Origin of the sequence: Streptomyces sp. NPDC058239, from assembly GCF_042882185.1 — a bacterium.
Classification (GTDB): Bacteria; Actinomycetota; Actinomycetes; order Streptomycetales; family Streptomycetaceae; genus Streptomyces.
In genome coordinates this window covers 1-14,710 of the sequence record NZ_JBHVWS010000061.1, presented here as the reverse complement: position 1 = coordinate 14,710, position 14,710 = coordinate 1, and the positions used below count along the sequence as shown (strand labels likewise).

The 14,710-nt window shown below is 67.6% G+C and carries 12 protein-coding genes, 1 tRNA gene and 1 pseudogene; 3 read left to right on the top strand and 11 right to left on the bottom strand.

The genetic code is table 11. The features are described 5' to 3' along the window. Positions 1-111 precede the first annotated feature (111 nt). From rpoB to ACFVYE_RS39700, 9 genes are all read right to left on the bottom strand, one after another. The gene (gene rpoB / locus ACFVYE_RS39740; protein WP_093897232.1) at positions 112-3,597 is read right to left on the bottom strand and encodes a DNA-directed RNA polymerase subunit beta; all 3,486 of its coding nucleotides are present in this window, start codon (positions 3,595-3,597) and stop codon (positions 112-114) included. 597 nt (positions 3,598-4,194) lie between these two features. After that, positions 4,195-4,578, bottom strand: a complete 384-nt coding sequence (gene rplL / locus ACFVYE_RS39735; protein ID WP_030914109.1) for a 50S ribosomal protein L7/L12 — start codon at positions 4,576-4,578, stop codon at positions 4,195-4,197. A gap of 85 nt (positions 4,579-4,663) precedes the next feature. Further along, entirely contained in the window at positions 4,664-5,224 is a 561-nt protein-coding gene (gene rplJ / locus ACFVYE_RS39730; RefSeq protein WP_327273523.1) for a 50S ribosomal protein L10, read from the bottom strand. A 275-nt stretch (positions 5,225-5,499) separates the two neighbouring features. Beyond that, positions 5,500-6,396, bottom strand: a complete 897-nt coding sequence (locus ACFVYE_RS39725) for a hypothetical protein (protein WP_383971069.1) — start codon at positions 6,394-6,396, stop codon at positions 5,500-5,502. 162 nt (positions 6,397-6,558) lie between these two features. Next, entirely contained in the window at positions 6,559-7,281 is a 723-nt protein-coding gene (rplA, locus tag ACFVYE_RS39720) for a 50S ribosomal protein L1 (protein ID WP_266358741.1), read from the bottom strand. Positions 7,282-7,362: 81 nt separating this feature from the next. Then, positions 7,363-7,797 carry a 50S ribosomal protein L11 gene (gene rplK / locus ACFVYE_RS39715; RefSeq protein ID WP_006126872.1) on the bottom strand — a complete coding sequence of 145 codons (435 nt, stop codon included), beginning with the start codon at positions 7,795-7,797 and terminating at the stop codon, positions 7,363-7,365. Between the two features lie 176 nt (positions 7,798-7,973). Then, positions 7,974-8,873, bottom strand: a complete 900-nt coding sequence (gene nusG, locus ACFVYE_RS39710; RefSeq protein ID WP_383971065.1) for a transcription termination/antitermination protein NusG — start codon at positions 8,871-8,873, stop codon at positions 7,974-7,976. 73 nt (positions 8,874-8,946) lie between these two features. Continuing rightward, entirely contained in the window at positions 8,947-9,234 is a 288-nt protein-coding gene (gene secE, locus ACFVYE_RS39705; protein WP_327273526.1) for a preprotein translocase subunit SecE, read from the bottom strand. Positions 9,235-9,340: 106 nt separating this feature from the next. Then, a tRNA-Trp gene (locus ACFVYE_RS39700) sits at positions 9,341-9,413 on the bottom strand. 225 nt (positions 9,414-9,638) lie between these two features. On the opposite strand from ACFVYE_RS39700, the gene ACFVYE_RS39695 reads away from it, so the two are divergent. Together ACFVYE_RS39695 and ACFVYE_RS39690 are read left to right on the top strand one after the other, a co-directional pair. Next, entirely contained in the window at positions 9,639-10,865 is a 1,227-nt protein-coding gene (locus ACFVYE_RS39695; protein ID WP_383971062.1) for a pyridoxal phosphate-dependent aminotransferase, read from the top strand. Positions 10,866-11,111: 246 nt separating this feature from the next. Further along, positions 11,112-12,119 (top strand): annotated as a pseudogene (locus ACFVYE_RS39690) (adenosine deaminase); the annotation flags it as partial. Positions 12,120-12,181: 62 nt separating this feature from the next. Here the strand turns inward: ACFVYE_RS39690 and ACFVYE_RS39685 are convergent. Then, the gene (locus tag ACFVYE_RS39685) at positions 12,182-12,787 is read right to left on the bottom strand and encodes a TetR/AcrR family transcriptional regulator (RefSeq protein WP_383979419.1); all 606 of its coding nucleotides are present in this window, start codon (positions 12,785-12,787) and stop codon (positions 12,182-12,184) included. Positions 12,788-12,874: 87 nt separating this feature from the next. Here ACFVYE_RS39685 and ACFVYE_RS39680 point away from each other — a divergent pair, with 87 nt between their 5' ends. Continuing rightward, complete coding sequence (locus ACFVYE_RS39680) at positions 12,875-13,510, top strand: NAD(P)-dependent oxidoreductase (RefSeq protein ID WP_383979416.1); 636 nt, start codon at positions 12,875-12,877, stop codon at positions 13,508-13,510. 12 nt (positions 13,511-13,522) lie between these two features. On the opposite strand, the gene ACFVYE_RS39675 is transcribed toward ACFVYE_RS39680, so the two are convergent. Beyond that, a complete protein-coding gene (locus ACFVYE_RS39675) occupies positions 13,523-14,578 on the bottom strand; it encodes a UDP-N-acetylmuramate dehydrogenase (protein WP_389608600.1) in 1,056 nt (351 codons plus the stop codon). Positions 14,579-14,710 lie beyond the last annotated feature (132 nt).

Genomic DNA, 14,710 nt, shown 5'->3' with positions numbered 1-14,710 from the left:
TCGGGGGTTCGAGCCCCCTCGCGTCACGCGAGAAATCGGGGCACTTCAGCAATGGTCTGAACGGGTCCGGGGAGAGCCGGCCGGATCACGGGGATCCGGCCGGCCAACCCGTCAGACCTCTTCGACGCTGCTCGGCTCGCGCCGGGACAGGTCGATACCGAGCTCCTCCGCCGCGCGGAAGACGTCCTCGTCCGTGTCGCGCATCTCGATGGACATGCCGTCCGAGGACAGCACCTCCACGTTGAGGCAGAGCGACTGCATTTCCTTGATGAGCACCTTGAAGGACTCGGGAATGCCGGGCTCGGGGATGTTCTCGCCCTTGACGATCGCCTCGTAGACCTTCACGCGGCCGGTCACGTCGTCGGACTTGATCGTCAGCAGTTCCTGGAGGGCGTATGCGGCGCCATAAGCCTCAAGGGCCCACACCTCCATCTCACCGAAGCGCTGTCCACCGAACTGAGCCTTACCACCCAGCGGCTGCTGGGTGATCATGGAGTACGGGCCCGTCGAACGAGCGTGCAGCTTGTCGTCGACGAGGTGGTGCAGCTTGAGGATGTACATGTACCCGACCGAAACCGGGTCCGGGAACGGCTCACCGGAGCGGCCGTCGAACAGCTTGGCCTTGCCGGAGGGCTGGACCAGGCGGTCGCCGTCGCGGTTCGGGATCGTGGCCTCGAAGAGACCGGAGATCTCGTCCTCGCGCGCACCGTCGAAGACGGGGGTGGCGACGTTGGTGCCGGGGGCGACCTGGTCGGCGCCGATGGCCTGCAGGCGCTTGGCCCACTCGTCACCGAGGCCGGAGACGTCCCAGCCTCGGCTGGCGAGCCAGCCGAGGTGGATCTCCAGGACCTGTCCCGGGTTCATTCGGGACGGGACACCCAGCGGGTTGAGGATGATGTCGACCGGGGTGCCGTCCTCCAGGAACGGCATGTCCTCGATCGGGAGGATCTTCGAGATGACGCCCTTGTTGCCGTGACGGCCGGCGAGCTTGTCACCATCGGTGATCTTGCGCTTCTGCGCGACGTAGACGCGGACCAGCTGGTTCACGCCCGGCGGCAGCTCGTCGCCCTCTTCGCGGTCGAAGACGCGGACGCCGATGACCTTGCCGATCTCACCGTGCGGCACCTTCAGCGAGGTGTCGCGCACCTCGCGCGCCTTCTCACCGAAGATCGCGCGGAGCAGGCGCTCCTCGGGGGTCAGCTCGGTCTCACCCTTGGGCGTGACCTTGCCGACGAGGATGTCACCGGCGACGACCTCGGCACCGATACGGATGATGCCGCGCTCGTCGAGGTCGGCGAGGACCTCTTCGGAGACGTTCGGGATGTCCCGGGTGATCTCCTCCGGGCCGAGCTTGGTGTCACGGGCGTCGACCTCGTGCTCCTCGATGTGGATCGAGGAGAGGACGTCGTCCTGCACGAGGCGCTGCGACAGGATGATCGCGTCCTCGTAGTTGTGACCCTCCCACGGCATGAACGCCACGAGCAGGTTCTTGCCGAGGGCCATCTCACCGTTCTCGGTGGCCGGACCGTCGGCGAGGACCTGGTCGGCGACGACCCGGTCGCCCTCGGAGACGACAACCTTCTGGTTGACCGAGGTGCCCTGGTTGGAGCGCATGAACTTGGCGATGCGGTACGTGGTGTACGTGCCGTCGTCGTTGGTCACGGTGATGTAGTCCGCGGAGACCTCCTGGACCACACCGTCCTTCTCGGCCTTCAGCACGTCACCGGCGTCGGTGGCGCAGCGGTACTCCATACCGGTGCCGACGAGCGGGGCCTCCGACTTAATCAGCGGCACCGCCTGACGCATCATGTTCGCGCCCATGAGGGCACGGTTGGCGTCGTCGTGCTCCAGGAAGGGGATCATCGCGGTGGCGACGGACACCATCTGGCGCGGCGAGACGTCCATGTAGTCGACGTCCGTGCCCGGCACGTAGTCGACCTCTCCGCCACGGCGGCGGACGAGGACGCGGGGCTCGACGAAACGCAGTTCCTCGGAGAGGGTCGCGTTCGCCTGAGCGATGACGTAGCGGTCTTCCTCGTCGGCCGTGATGTAGTCGACCTCGTCGGTGACCTGGCCGTCGACGACCTTGCGGTACGGCGTCTCGATGAAGCCGAACGCGTTGACGCGGCCGTACGAGGCGAGCGAACCGATCAGACCGATGTTCGGGCCTTCAGGGGTCTCGATCGGGCACATGCGTCCGTAGTGGGACGGGTGCACGTCACGGACCTCGAAGCCGGCCCGCTCACGGGACAGACCACCGGGACCCAGAGCCGAGAGACGACGCTTGTGCGTCAGACCCGACAGCGGGTTGTTCTGGTCCATGAACTGGGACAGCTGGCTGGTACCGAAGAACTCCTTGATGGAGGCGACGACCGGCCGGATGTTGATCAGGGTCTGCGGCGTGATCGCCTCGACGTCCTGGGTCGTCATGCGCTCACGCACGACGCGCTCCATACGGGCCAGACCCGTACGGACCTGGTTCTGGATGAGCTCGCCGACGTTGCGCAGACGACGGTTGCCGAAGTGGTCGATGTCGTCGGTCTCGACGACGATCGAACGACCGGACTCGCCGACCGTCTCGGTCTCACCGGCGTGCAGCTTGACCAGGTACTTGATGGTCGCGATGACGTCGTCGGTGGTGAGAACGCCGGCGTCCAGCGGCTCGTCGGCGCCGAGCTTCTTGTTCACCTTGTAGCGGCCGACCTTCGCGAGGTCGTAGCGCTTCGGGTTGAAGTAGAGGTTCTCGAGCAGCGTCTGAGCAGCCTCGCGCGTGGGCGGCTCGCCCGGGCGGAGCTTGCGGTAGATGTCGAGCAGCGCGTCGTCCTGGCCCTGGGTGTGGTCCTTCTCCAGGGTGGCGCGCATGGACTCGTACTCGCCGAACTCCTCGAGGATCTGCTCGGTGGTCCAACCGAGAGCCTTCAGGAGAACGGTCACGGACTGCTTGCGCTTGCGGTCGATGCGGACACCGACCATGTCGCGCTTGTCGATCTCCATCTCCAGCCAGGCACCCCGGGACGGGATGATCTTCGCGGAGAAGATGTCCTTGTCGGACGTCTTGTCGATGGAGGAGTCGAAGTAGACACCCGGCGAGCGGACCAGCTGCGACACGACGACACGCTCGGTGCCGTTGATGACGAAGGTGCCCTTGTTGGTCATGAGCGGGAAGTCGCCCATGAAGACCGTCTGGGACTTGATCTCGCCGGTCTCGTTGTTGGTGAACTCGGCCGTGACGAAGAGCGGGGCGGCGAACGTGAAGTCGCGCTCCTTGCACTCGTCGATCGAGTTCTTCGGGGGCTCGAAGCGGTGGTCGCGGAACGTAAGCGACATCGACCCGGAGAAGTCCTCGATCGGTGAAATCTCCTCGAAGATCTCCTCCAGGCCGGACTTGGTGGGGACGTCTTGTCCACTGTCCAGAGCAGCCTCGACGCGAGCCTTCCAGGCGGCATTGCCGAGGAGCCAGTCAAAGCTCTCGGTCTGCAGCGCGAGGAGGTTCGGAACCTCGAGGGGCTCCTTGATCTTTGCAAAGGAGATGCGCAGCGGGGCGGTGCTGGCACCGTTGTTCGTATTCGCGGTCGAGGCGTTGCGCGAGGCGGCCAAGAGGGGGTCCTTCCGAGGGCTCGGACTCACTACGCGCGTACCGGTCCCAAGTTGGACACGGAGACAGAAATCCCAGGTCAGGGAGGATCGGCCATCGGTGCTCAAGCGTGGGCATGCCCCTGGTGACGGGCAGGAGGCAGCTAACAGGCAGCGCAAAGGGTCAGTGTAGCCAAACGGCACACTGATGTCCAGTCGGGGTTCTCAGAGACCCACGTTGCTCTCAACAGCTGTTCTCAACACCTATGGCTAGCCCTTGCGCGCGGTGCGCTCTTCTTTACTGCCCTCTTCGCCCACGATCCATGCCTCGGATTCGGATCGATGTGACGACGCGTCCTGAGAATTGCGCGCCGCGTGCAGTTCGTCAAGGCCCCCCTGCCGGGACAGCGCCGCGCGGTCCTCGCCCGACCGCCTCCCGACGCCGGCCCGCCGCCCCCGAGAGGCAACGGCGAAGATCACCATACTCGTCGCCGCCGGAAGAGCAAGGCAGCCGCTGCGGGTACGCCGAAGGGCGACCACCCGGATGGGTGATCGCCCTTCGTGATTTGACGTCCGTGCCGTGCGGCACAGCAGTCAGAAGGAGTCAGCAGACTCCCTGAGTCACTTGACCTCGACGGAAGCGCCGGCGGCCTTGAGGGACTCGGCAGCCTTCTCGGCGGCCTCCTTGGCGACCTTCTCGAGGACCGGCTTCGGGGTGCCGTCGACGAGGTCCTTGGCCTCCTTCAGACCCAGCGAGGTCAGCTCACGCACGACCTTGATGACCTGGATCTTCTTCTCGCCGGCGCCCGTGAGGATGACGTCGAACTCGTCCTGCTCCTCGACGGCCTCAGCGGCGGCGGCAGCGCCACCGGCGGCGGCAACGGCGACCGGAGCGGCAGCCTTGACGTCGAACTTCTCCTCGAACGCCTTGACGAACTCGGAGAGCTCGATGAGGGTCAGGGTCTCGAACTGCTCGAGCAGCTCGTCCTGGGACAGCTTCGCCATGATGGCGTCCTTCCACTAAGTCGGCAGGTGCCGGGTGTATATGAAGGCGGGCGTACGGGCCCGCTGCGAGCCGTGGAGCGGAGGGTTACTCCGCCACCTCGGCGTCGGCGGGAGCCGGCGTACCGGCACCGCCCTGCTCGACCTTGGCGCGAAGCGCGTCCGCGGTGCGGACGAACTCCGACAGCGGGGCCTGGAAAGTCGCCGCGGCCTTGGCCATCGACGCCTTGATTCCACCGGCCACCTTGGCGAGCAGAACCTCGCGGGACTCGAGGTCCGCGAGCTTCTTGATCTCATCCGCGGTCAGCGCCTTACCGTCAAGGACACCGCCCTTGATGATGAGGTTGGGGTTGTCCTTGGCGAAGTCACGAAGACCCTTCGCCGACTCCACCGGGTCACCGGTGACGAAGGCAACCGCCGTCGGACCTGCGAACAGGTCGTCCAGCGTGTTGATCCCGGCCTCGTTGGCCGCAATCTTGGTCAGCGTGTTCTTCACCACGGCGTACTGGGCGTTCTCACCGAGCGAACGGCGCAGCTGCTTGAGCTGTGCCACGGTGAGACCCCGGTACTCGGTCAGCACAGCGGCGTTCGAGCTGCGGAACTGATCCGCGAGCTCGGCTACCGCGGCAGCCTTGTCGGGCCTTGCCATGAGCGTCGGCCTCCTTCCGGGTGATGAGGACCGCTCAGAAGGGGCCGGGAAAGACGAAACGCCCCGGCGCAGGCGCCAGGGCGTAGCTCGACCGAACGAAGTCCGGGAGCTTTCCACAGTCACCTGCGCAGGTCGCCCGTACTCAACGGATCCTTCGGTCGCTGTCCCCTCTTGCGAGAGCACAGCAACGACCAGCGGTCTTTGGCTTCTGTAGGAGAGTACGCGACCGGGGTCGCGCCGAGCAAATCCGTCCCTCTTCGGGCGGTGCGGGAGGTTTAGTTCGTGCCCGAACCGGTCCCCTGCTGCTTCATGAGATCGGTGAAGTCGACCGTGTCGCCGGCCGGGGGCTTCTCGACCGAGACCTCGGTGCCGTAGTCGCTGTAGTACACCGTCGAATTGAGCTCGCCGGTCTTCATCTGGCCGCGCTCGATCTTCTTGACCAGCAGGTTGTTCTTGTCGACCCAGATGTCGACCTTCTCCGTGGTGATCCCGGCGTCGCTCAGCTGCTTCTTCAGCTGGTCGAGCTGGTCGGCATCGAGCGCGGAGTTCTTCGCGGTCAGTTGGGCAACGTCGACGGTGCCGGAGTAGTGCGTGGCCGAGACCCCGCGTACGTCCTCCTGGCCGACCTTCTTCACGTCACCGGAGGCCAGCAGGGACTTCACACCCTGGTCGGGGGTGGTGTTCTGCATCTGCTGCTTCATCGCCTCGCCGGAGGCGCCCGCGAGCTTGGCGAGGTCGGCGTAGCCGTAGCTGATCCAGTGCTTGCCGCCGGCCTGCTTGGCGAAGGCCTCGCCCATGTTGGCTACGTAGCCGTCCTTGAAATAGCGGGCCTGCATCGTGCCGCTGCCACCGTTCTGCTTCATGGCGTCCGCCATGCTGCCGCCGGTGTACGTGATCTCCATGCTGCCGGTGAGACCGTCGGACCAGTCGATGGTGCCGCTCTGCTTCATGGACATGGTGGTGCCCATCTGGGTGGTGCCCTCGACCTTCGCCGAGTTCTCCCCACCGGTCTTCTTCTGTACGTCGCGCAGCGCGGCGATGGGATCGGCCTTCACCACGGCGCTGCCGCGGTTGTCGCCGCCGCCGTCCGATCCCCCGCAGGCCGCGACCGACGTCAGCGCCGCCGCCACCGCTATCGACAGACTCAAACGTCGCGCAGTACTGGTCCTCATGTCCGCTTCCACCCCTCGTTCGGCTCTCGAAGCCTCACGCTAACGCACAGCTCCGACACAGCCACCGGTTCCATACGGATACGAGGACGGGCCCCGCACCTCGAAAGGTTGCGGGGCCCGTCAATGTCACACGTGACGCGGCTTGCTGCCGAGCGCTGAGGCTCAGACGGCGGCCGGGTCCTCCTCGACGAGGAGGTTACGGGTGCGGTTGGCGTCCAGCGGGATGCCGGGGCCCATCGTGGTGGCCAGGGTGGCCTTCTTGATGTAGCGGCCCTTGGCGGCGGACGGCTTCAGACGGAGGATCTCCTCCAGCGCCGCTGCGTAGTTCTCCACCAGCTTGGTGTCGTCGAACGAGACCTTGCCGATGATGAAGTGCAGGTTCGAGTGCTTGTCGACGCGGAACTCGATCTTGCCGCCCTTGATGTCGTTGACAGCCTTCGCGACATCGGGGGTGACGGTGCCGGTCTTCGGGTTCGGCATCAGACCACGCGGACCGAGCACCCGGCCGAGGCGGCCGACCTTGCCCATGAGGTCCGGGGTGGCGACGACGGCGTCGAAGTCCAGACGGCCCTTCGCCACCTCGTCGATGAGCTCGTCGGCGCCGACGATGTCGGCGCCCGCGGCTTCCGCGGCCGCAGCACGGTCACCGGTCGCGAAGACCAGGACCCGGGCGGTCTTGCCGGTGCCGTGCGGGAGGTTCACGGTGCCACGGACCATCTGGTCGGCCTTGCGAGGGTCAACACCCAGGCAGAACGCGACCTCGACGGTGCCGTCGAACTTGGTGGAGGCGGTCTCCTTGGCGAGACGGACGGCCTCGAGCGGGGCGTAGTTGCGCGCCCGGTCGATCTTGGCGTCCGCAGCGCGGAGGTTCTTGCTGCGCTTCACTTCTACTCCTGTGGTTTCAGGGTGTGGAGTCGTGGTGCGGGCCAGCGCTTGGCCCTACCACTGAGGACGTGAGGGGCTGAATCAGCCTTCGACCGTGATGCCCATGGAACGGGCGGTGCCAGCGATGATCTTCGACGCGGCGTCGAGGTCGTTGGCGTTCAGGTCGGGGAGCTTCGTCGTGGCGATCTCACGGACCTGGGCAGCCGTCAGCTTGGCGACCTTGGTCTTGTGCGGCTCGCCGGAGCCCTTCTCCACGCCCGCGGCCTTGAGGATCAGCTTCGCGGCCGGCGGAGTCTTGGTGACGAAGGTGAAGGAGCGGTCTTCGTAGACCGTGATCTCCACCGGCACGACCATGCCACGCTGCGACTCGGTCGCGGCGTTGTAGGCCTTGCAGAATTCCATGATGTTGACGCCGTGCTGGCCGAGCGCGGGGCCGACCGGCGGGGCCGGGTTGGCCGCACCGGCGTTGATCTGGAGCTTGATAAGCCCCGTGACCTTCTTCTTCTTGGGAGGCATTGCTCTCTCCGGGTCCTAGTGAGAGTTTTTCGCCGCCGTCCGGTCATCCGGATGGAGGCATACCGCACAACGATAACGGGTATAGCTGCGCGACCAAAAACCGAGCAGGTCAGACAGGCTGTGAAGCCGGTCTGACCTGCTGGGTAGGCATGTGTCCAGAAACTGGCGGGAAGCCGCTAGTTCTTCTGGATCTGGTCGAAGCTGAGCTCGACCGGCGTCTCGCGGCCGAAGATCTCGACGAGACCCTTGACCTTCTTCGAGTCGGCGTTGATCTCGTTGATCGTCGCCTGCAGCGTCGCGAACGGGCCGTCGGTGACCGTGACCGAGTCGCCCACCTCGAAGTCCAGCACCTGGACCTCGACCTTGCGGGACGGAACCGGCTTGCCCTCGGCCTCGGCGGCCTCGCGGGCGGCCTTCTCCTCGGCCTCCGGGGCGAGCATCTTGACGATCTCGTCCAGGGTCAGCGGGTACGGGTCGTAGGCGTTGCCCACGAAGCCGGTGACGCCGGGGGTGTTACGGACGACGCCCCAGGATTCGTTCGTCAGGTCCATGCGCACCAGGACATAGCCCGGGAGCTTGTTCTGGCGGACGTTCTTGCGCTCGCCGTTCTTGATCTGGACGATCTCTTCCTCGGGCACTTCGGCCTGGTAGATGAACTCCTCGACGTTGAGCGAGACGGCGCGCTGCTCCAGGTTGGCCTTCACGCGCTTCTCGTAACCGGCGTACGTGTGGATGACGTACCACTCGCCGGGGAGGCCGCGCAGCTCGTCGCGCAGGGCGGTGACGGCGTCGACGGGGGCGGCCGGCTCGGCCTCTTCCCCGGCTTCCTCGTCGGCCTCGGCGGGCTCGTCGTCGTTCTCGTCGCTCTCGGAACCGGCGTCGGCCTCGGCGGGCTCGTCGTCGTCCTCGGTGTGCAGAGCGGCCTGCTCGGCGGGCTCACCTGCGGCGGCGTCGGCAGCTTCGGCCTGGTCCGGCTCCTCGGCGTCCGCCGCCTCGACGATGTCGAGCTCGTCCTCGGCGGACTCGAAGGCGCCCGCCGTCGGCTCGACGGCGTCGTTCAGGTTCGGGTCAGACACGGTGGCTGCTTCTTCCTGGATACAAATGGGTGGAACATGCGAAAGGGGCGCCCATGAGGCGCCCTCCGCGGGATCAGCCGAAGACGTACTTGATGACCCGCTGGAATCCGAAGTCAATCACGGTCACCAGACCAATCATGACGACGACGAAGACAATCACCACTGAGGTGTATGTCGTCAGCTGATTACGAGTCGGCCAGACAACCTTGCGCAACTCGGCGACGATCTGGCGGTAGAACAGCGCGAGGCGGCCCAGAGGACCCTTCTTACCGCGCTTGCCGCCCTTCCGGGCCTTCTTCTTCGACTCGGGTACTTCATCCTCGGCATCAGGCATGTCGATGGAGCCCACGGCGTCCGTCACGCTTCTCACCTGATTCCGGGTCATGGCCGTGCCGCGCCCGGTGGAGCCGCACGGCGGTGCATTGAAGTACGTACATGCGCACACATCCTGGCGAAGGAATGTGTAGCAGGGCCGGAGGGACTTGAACCCCCAACCGCTGGTTTTGGAGACCAGTGCTCTACCAATTGAGCTACGACCCTTTGTGGTTTCCACCAACCTACCGCATCTTCCCCGATGCTCCGGGTGCAGGAACGGTGCGGCTGGTGAAGGCCAACGACAGGTGAGTGTACGTGTTCAGCGGCCCGGCGTCGAACAGATAGCTCCCGACAACTCCTGGTCGCATGTTGTCCGCATGCTGTCCGAGTCCTGTCCGGTCCCTGAAACCCCTGTGCCGACAGGGATTGCGGTCTGGGACCATGGGGGCCATGAGCGCTGCAACTTCTCCCTCCGAGCGCCGGGTCTCCGCCCGCATCGGTGCAATCTCCGAGTCCGCCACCCTCGCCGTCGACGCCAAGGCCAAGGCCCTCAAGGCCGCCGGCCGTCCGGTGATCGGCTTCGGTGCCGGTGAGCCCGACTTCCCGACCCCCGGCTACATCGTCGAAGCCGCGGTCGAGGCCTGCCGCAACCCGAAGTACCACCGTTACACCCCGGCGGGAGGGCTCCCGGAGCTCAAGGCCGCCATTGCGGAGAAGACGCTGCGCGACTCCGGCTACGAGATCGACGCCTCCCAGATCCTGGTGACCAACGGCGGCAAGCAGGCCATCTACGAGGCGTTCGCCGCGATCCTCGACCCGGGCGACGAGGTCATCGTCCCGGCTCCGTACTGGACCACCTACCCCGAGTCGATCCGGCTGGCCGGCGGTGTCCCGGTGGAGGTCGTGGCCGACGAGACCACCGGATACCGGGTCTCCGTCGAGCAGCTGGAGGCGGCGCGCACCGAGCGTACGAAGGTCGTCCTGTTCGTCTCCCCGTCGAACCCGACCGGCGCCGTGTACAGCGAGGCCGAAGCCGAGGCGATCGGCCGCTGGGCCGTCGAGCACGGCCTGTGGGTGCTCACCGACGAGATCTACGAGCACTTGGTCTACGGCGACGCGAAGTTCACCTCACTGCCCGCGATCGTGCCCGAGCTGCGTGACAAGTGCATCGTGGTCAACGGTGTCGCCAAGACGTACGCGATGACCGGCTGGCGGGTGGGCTGGATCGTCGGCCCGAAGGACGTCGTCAAGGCCGCGACCAACCTGCAGTCGCACGCCACGTCCAACGTCTCCAACGTCGCCCAGGTCGCAGCGCTGGCCGCCGTCTCCGGGAACCTGGACGCGGTCGCCGAGATGCGCACCGCCTTCGACCGGCGCCGGCAGACCATCGTCCGGATGCTCAACGAGATCGACGGCGTGCTGTGCCCGGAGCCCGAGGGAGCGTTCTACGCGTACCCCTCGGTGAAGGAGCTGCTCGGCAAGGAGATCCGCGGCAGGCGTCCGGCCACCGCGGTCGAGCTGGCGGCGCTCATCCTGGACGAGGCAGAGGTCGCGGTCGTACCGGGCGAGGCCTTCGGCACGCCGGGCTACCTGCGGCTCTCGTACGCCCTGGGTGACGACGACCTCGTCGAGGGCATCTCGCGGCTCCAGAAGCTGCTGGGCGAGGCCAAGGCCTGACGCCTCCGTAGTGCGCGTAAGCGGGTCCCCGGCCGAGCCGGGGACCCGCTTACGCGTTCAGGCAAGCGCTCGTTCGATGAATCCGGCTGCCTGGACCGAGATCCTTGCGGCAGGATCTTGGAGTGACTCCTCCCCCTACAAGAGGGGGCTTCTCATGTGGTCGACTATTGGCCGCATGACGGACAAGCCCTGCCCGACGCCTTTCGGCACAGTGCGGAGCGTAACAGCTACAGAAGGTGATCGGACATGGATCGTGACGTCCGACTGTTGCCCAAGGCCCACCTGCACTTGCATTTCACCGGGTCGATGCGGCCCACGACCCTGCTCGAACTCGCCGACAAGTACGGCGTGCATCTGCCGGAGGCCCTGACCGGCGGCGAGCCGCCCAGGCTGCGGGCCACTGACGAGCGCGGATGGTTCCGCTTCCAGCGGCTCTACGACATCGCCCGGTCCTGTCTGAGGGCCCCCGAGGACATCCAGCGGCTCGTGCGCGAAACGGCCCAGGAGGACGTCGCGGACGGCTCCGGCTGGCTGGAGATCCAGGTCGATCCCACGTCGTACGCCCCGCTGCTCGGCGGGCTGATCCCGGCGATCGAGATCATCCTGGACGCGGTGGACAGCGCGTCGCGCGAGACCGGTCTGCCGATCCGGGTGGTGATCGCGGCAAACCGGATGAAGCATCCGCTGGACGCCCGGACGCTGGCCCGGCTCGCGGTGCGGTACGTAGACCGGGGCGTCGTCGGATTCGGGCTCTCCAACGACGAGCGCCGCGGAATGGCCCGGGACTTCGACCGGGCCTTCGCCATCGCTCGTGACGGCGGTCTGCTGGCGGCCCCGCACGGCGGCGAGCTGGCCGGCCCTGCGAGCGTGCGTGACTGTCTGGACGATCTGGACGCGGCCCGGATCGGGCATGGCGTACGGGCCGCCGAGGACCCGCGGCTGCTGCGCAGGCTGGCGGAGCGCGGGGTGACCTGCGAGGTGTGCCCGGCGTCGAACGTGGCGCTGGGCGTCTACGAGAAGCCCGCCGACGTACCCCTGCGCAAACTGTTCGAAGCCGGGGTGCCGATGGCGCTGGGTGCGGACGATCCGCTGCTCTTCGGCTCCCGGCTGGCCGCGCAGTACGACCTCGTACGGCGCCACCACGCGTTCACGGACGAGGAGCTGGCGGAACTGGCCAGGCAGTCGGTACGCGGCTCCGCAGCGCCGGCCACGGTACGGACGGAGCTCCTGGCGGGCATCGATGACTGGCTGTCGAAGCCGGCGGGCCAGGAACCTGGCCCGGGACTGATTTCCCCCGGCCACCGGACGGGCCCGGCCTACGCCCCGACGCCCCGTATCAGCGTCCTGGCCACGGACGCGGCGAACGCGTCGAGGGACTGCGGCGGCCCCCCGTCCTCCGTGGCCTCGTAGGCGAACGCCCGCTGCGCGCAGGCCCCCAGGAGCAGCGACGCGGCCGCATAGGTGTCCGCGTCGGCCCGCACCCGCCCGGCGGCCTGCTCGGAGCGCAGATACGCGTCCAGACCGCGGATGGGCATGTGCGGGCCGGTGCCCAGCTCCCTCATAGCCGCGTTGTGGCGTTCCTTGAGCCTGGGCTCGGCGTACAGCGAGGCGGCGATCGGGAAACTCTGTTCGTAGAAGAGGGCGGCCTGGCGGGCGATCTCGGTGAGGTTCTGCTCGACGGTGCGCTCCCCCGCTCCAGGGGTCGCGATGAGCCGCTTCAGCAGCGGGTTGAGCCTGGGCAGCCGCTCTTTGAGCACGGCCACGAACAGCTCTTCCTTGCTGGGGAAGTGCTTGTAGAGCGCGGCCTCCGAGCAGCCTGCGGCTCTGGCGATCTCCTTGGTGGTGGCGCGGGCCAGGCCGATGGTGAGCATCAGCTGATGGGCGGCGTCGATGATGCGGACGCGGGCCGGCTTCTGCTCCATGTGCACTCCAATGAAGCTTGACGAGGTGGTGAGTATCCGCTCACCCTAGGGGTGAGTGAATACTTACCCACCCCGGGAGGGTGCGCAATGAGGATCACGGTGTTCGGTGCGACGGGCGGCATCGGTCGGGAAATCGTCCGCCAGGCGGTGGCGGCGGGCCATGAGGTGACGGCGGTGGTCCGCGATCCGGCACGACTGCCCGTCCCGCTCTCCGGCGTACAGGTCCATACGGCGGCGCGCATCGACGACCCGGAGGCGCTGCGCGAGGCGGTCGCGGGCCGGGACGCGGTGCTTTCCGGTCTCGGTTCGCGCGGCCGGAAGGCCGACGGGATCGCCGAGCGGCTCACCCGGTCGGTGCTGCGGGCGATGGAGGCCGAGGGGACGCGGCGGCTGCTGGTGGTCAGCGCGGCCCCGGTCGCGCCGAAGCCCGCGGACGACCCGCTGCTGGACCGGATGATGCTGAAGGCGATCGGGGCGATCCTCAAGGAGGTCTACGCCGACCTGACGCTGATGGAGGCCGCGCTGGCCCGCAGCGTGACGGACTGGACGTCCGTACGGCCGCCGAAGCTCACCGACGGGCCGCTGACGGGGACGTACCGCACGGTCCACGGCAGCAACCCGCGCAGCGGCCGGTCCATCTCGCGGGCCGATGTGGCGCACGCGATGCTGGCGCTGGTCGACGATCCGGCGGCGGTGAAACAGGGCGTGGGCGTGGCGTACTGAGCGGCGCGCCTGCTACAGGCTCACTCCGACCGTCACGGGTTCGTTGACGAGCGTGACGCCGAATGCCTCGTGGACCCCGGCGACGACCTCACGGGCGAGCGCGAGGAGGTCCTCGGTGGTCGCGCCTCCGCGGTTGGTGAGCGCGAGGGTGTGCTTGGTGGAGATACGGGCCGGTCCCGTGCCGTATCCCTTGGTGAAACCGGCCTTGTCGATGAGCCAGGCCGCGGAGGTCTTGGTGCGTCCCCCGCCCGCGGGGAAGGCGGGGGGCGTCACCTCGGGGCCGAGCCGGTCCTTGGCGCGGGCGAGGAACGCCTCGTACTCCGCCTCCTCCAGGATCGGGTTGGTGAAGAAGGAACCGGCCGACCAGGAGTCGTGGTCCTCCGGGTCCAGCACCATGCCCTTGCCGGCGCGGAGCCTGAGCACCGTTTCGCGGGCGGCCGCGGCGGGCACACGCTCGCCCTGTTCGACGCCCATGGCGCGGGCCGTTTCGGGGTACTTCAGGGGCGCGGACAGACCGCCCGCCTCTTCCAGCTCGAAGCAGACACGCAGCACCACGAAGCGATCGGGTTCGGCCTTGAAACGACTGTGCCGGTACGAGAATGCGCACTCGGCGTTCGGGATGGTGACCGTTTCGCGGGTGTACCGGTCGTAGGCGACGACCTCCGTGATGGTGGAGGACACTTCCTGGCCGTAGGCGCCCACGTTCTGAATCGGCGTCGCCCCCGCGGAGCCCGGAATTCCGGCCAGGCACTCGATGCCTGCGAGACCGGCTTCGACGGTGCGGGCGACGGCGTCCGTCCAGACCTCCCCGGCGGCCAGTTCCAGCGTCGTACCGTCCAGGGCGAAGCCCTCGGTCGCGATGCGCAGGGCGGTGCCGTCGAAGCCCTTGTCGCCGATGACCAGGTTGCTGCCGCCGCCGATGACGAGGAGCGGGGTGCCGCTCTCGTCGGCCTCGCGCACGGCTTCGATCACCTCGGCGTCGGTCGTCGCCGTGAGAAGGCGGGCGGCGGGGCCGCCGAGCCGGAAGGTGGTCAGGGGGGCGAGGGGGGCGTCGTGGAGTTCCTGCACGGGGACAAGAGTACGGTCCGTGGGCCCCCCCCCCGGGGGGGGGCCCCGCCCCGAACCCCGGAGCCCGGGGGCAGGCGGCCCCCGGGGCCCCCCCCACCGCCCCCCCCGGCGGCCGGGGCCAGGGGGGGCGGC

Excerpts from the sequence above, each read along its gene's own strand:
- rplJ (WP_327273523.1), bottom strand. The coding sequence starts at position 5,224 with ATGGCAAGGCCCGACAAGGCTGCCGCGGTAGCCGAGCTCGCGGATCAG.
- ACFVYE_RS39695 (WP_383971062.1), top strand. The coding sequence starts at position 9,639 with ATGAGCGCTGCAACTTCTCCCTCCGAGCGCCGGGTCTCCGCCCGCATC.
- rplK (WP_006126872.1), bottom strand. The coding sequence starts at position 7,797 with ATGCCTCCCAAGAAGAAGAAGGTCACGGGGCTTATCAAGCTCCAGATC.
- rplL (WP_030914109.1), bottom strand. The coding sequence starts at position 4,578 with ATGGCGAAGCTGTCCCAGGACGAGCTGCTCGAGCAGTTCGAGACCCTG.
- ACFVYE_RS39725 (WP_383971069.1), bottom strand. The coding sequence starts at position 6,396 with ATGAGGACCAGTACTGCGCGACGTTTGAGTCTGTCGATAGCGGTGGCG.
- ACFVYE_RS39685 (WP_383979419.1), bottom strand. The coding sequence starts at position 12,787 with ATGGAGCAGAAGCCGGCCCGCGTCCGCATCATCGACGCCGCCCATCAG.
- ACFVYE_RS39680 (WP_383979416.1), top strand. The coding sequence starts at position 12,875 with ATGAGGATCACGGTGTTCGGTGCGACGGGCGGCATCGGTCGGGAAATC.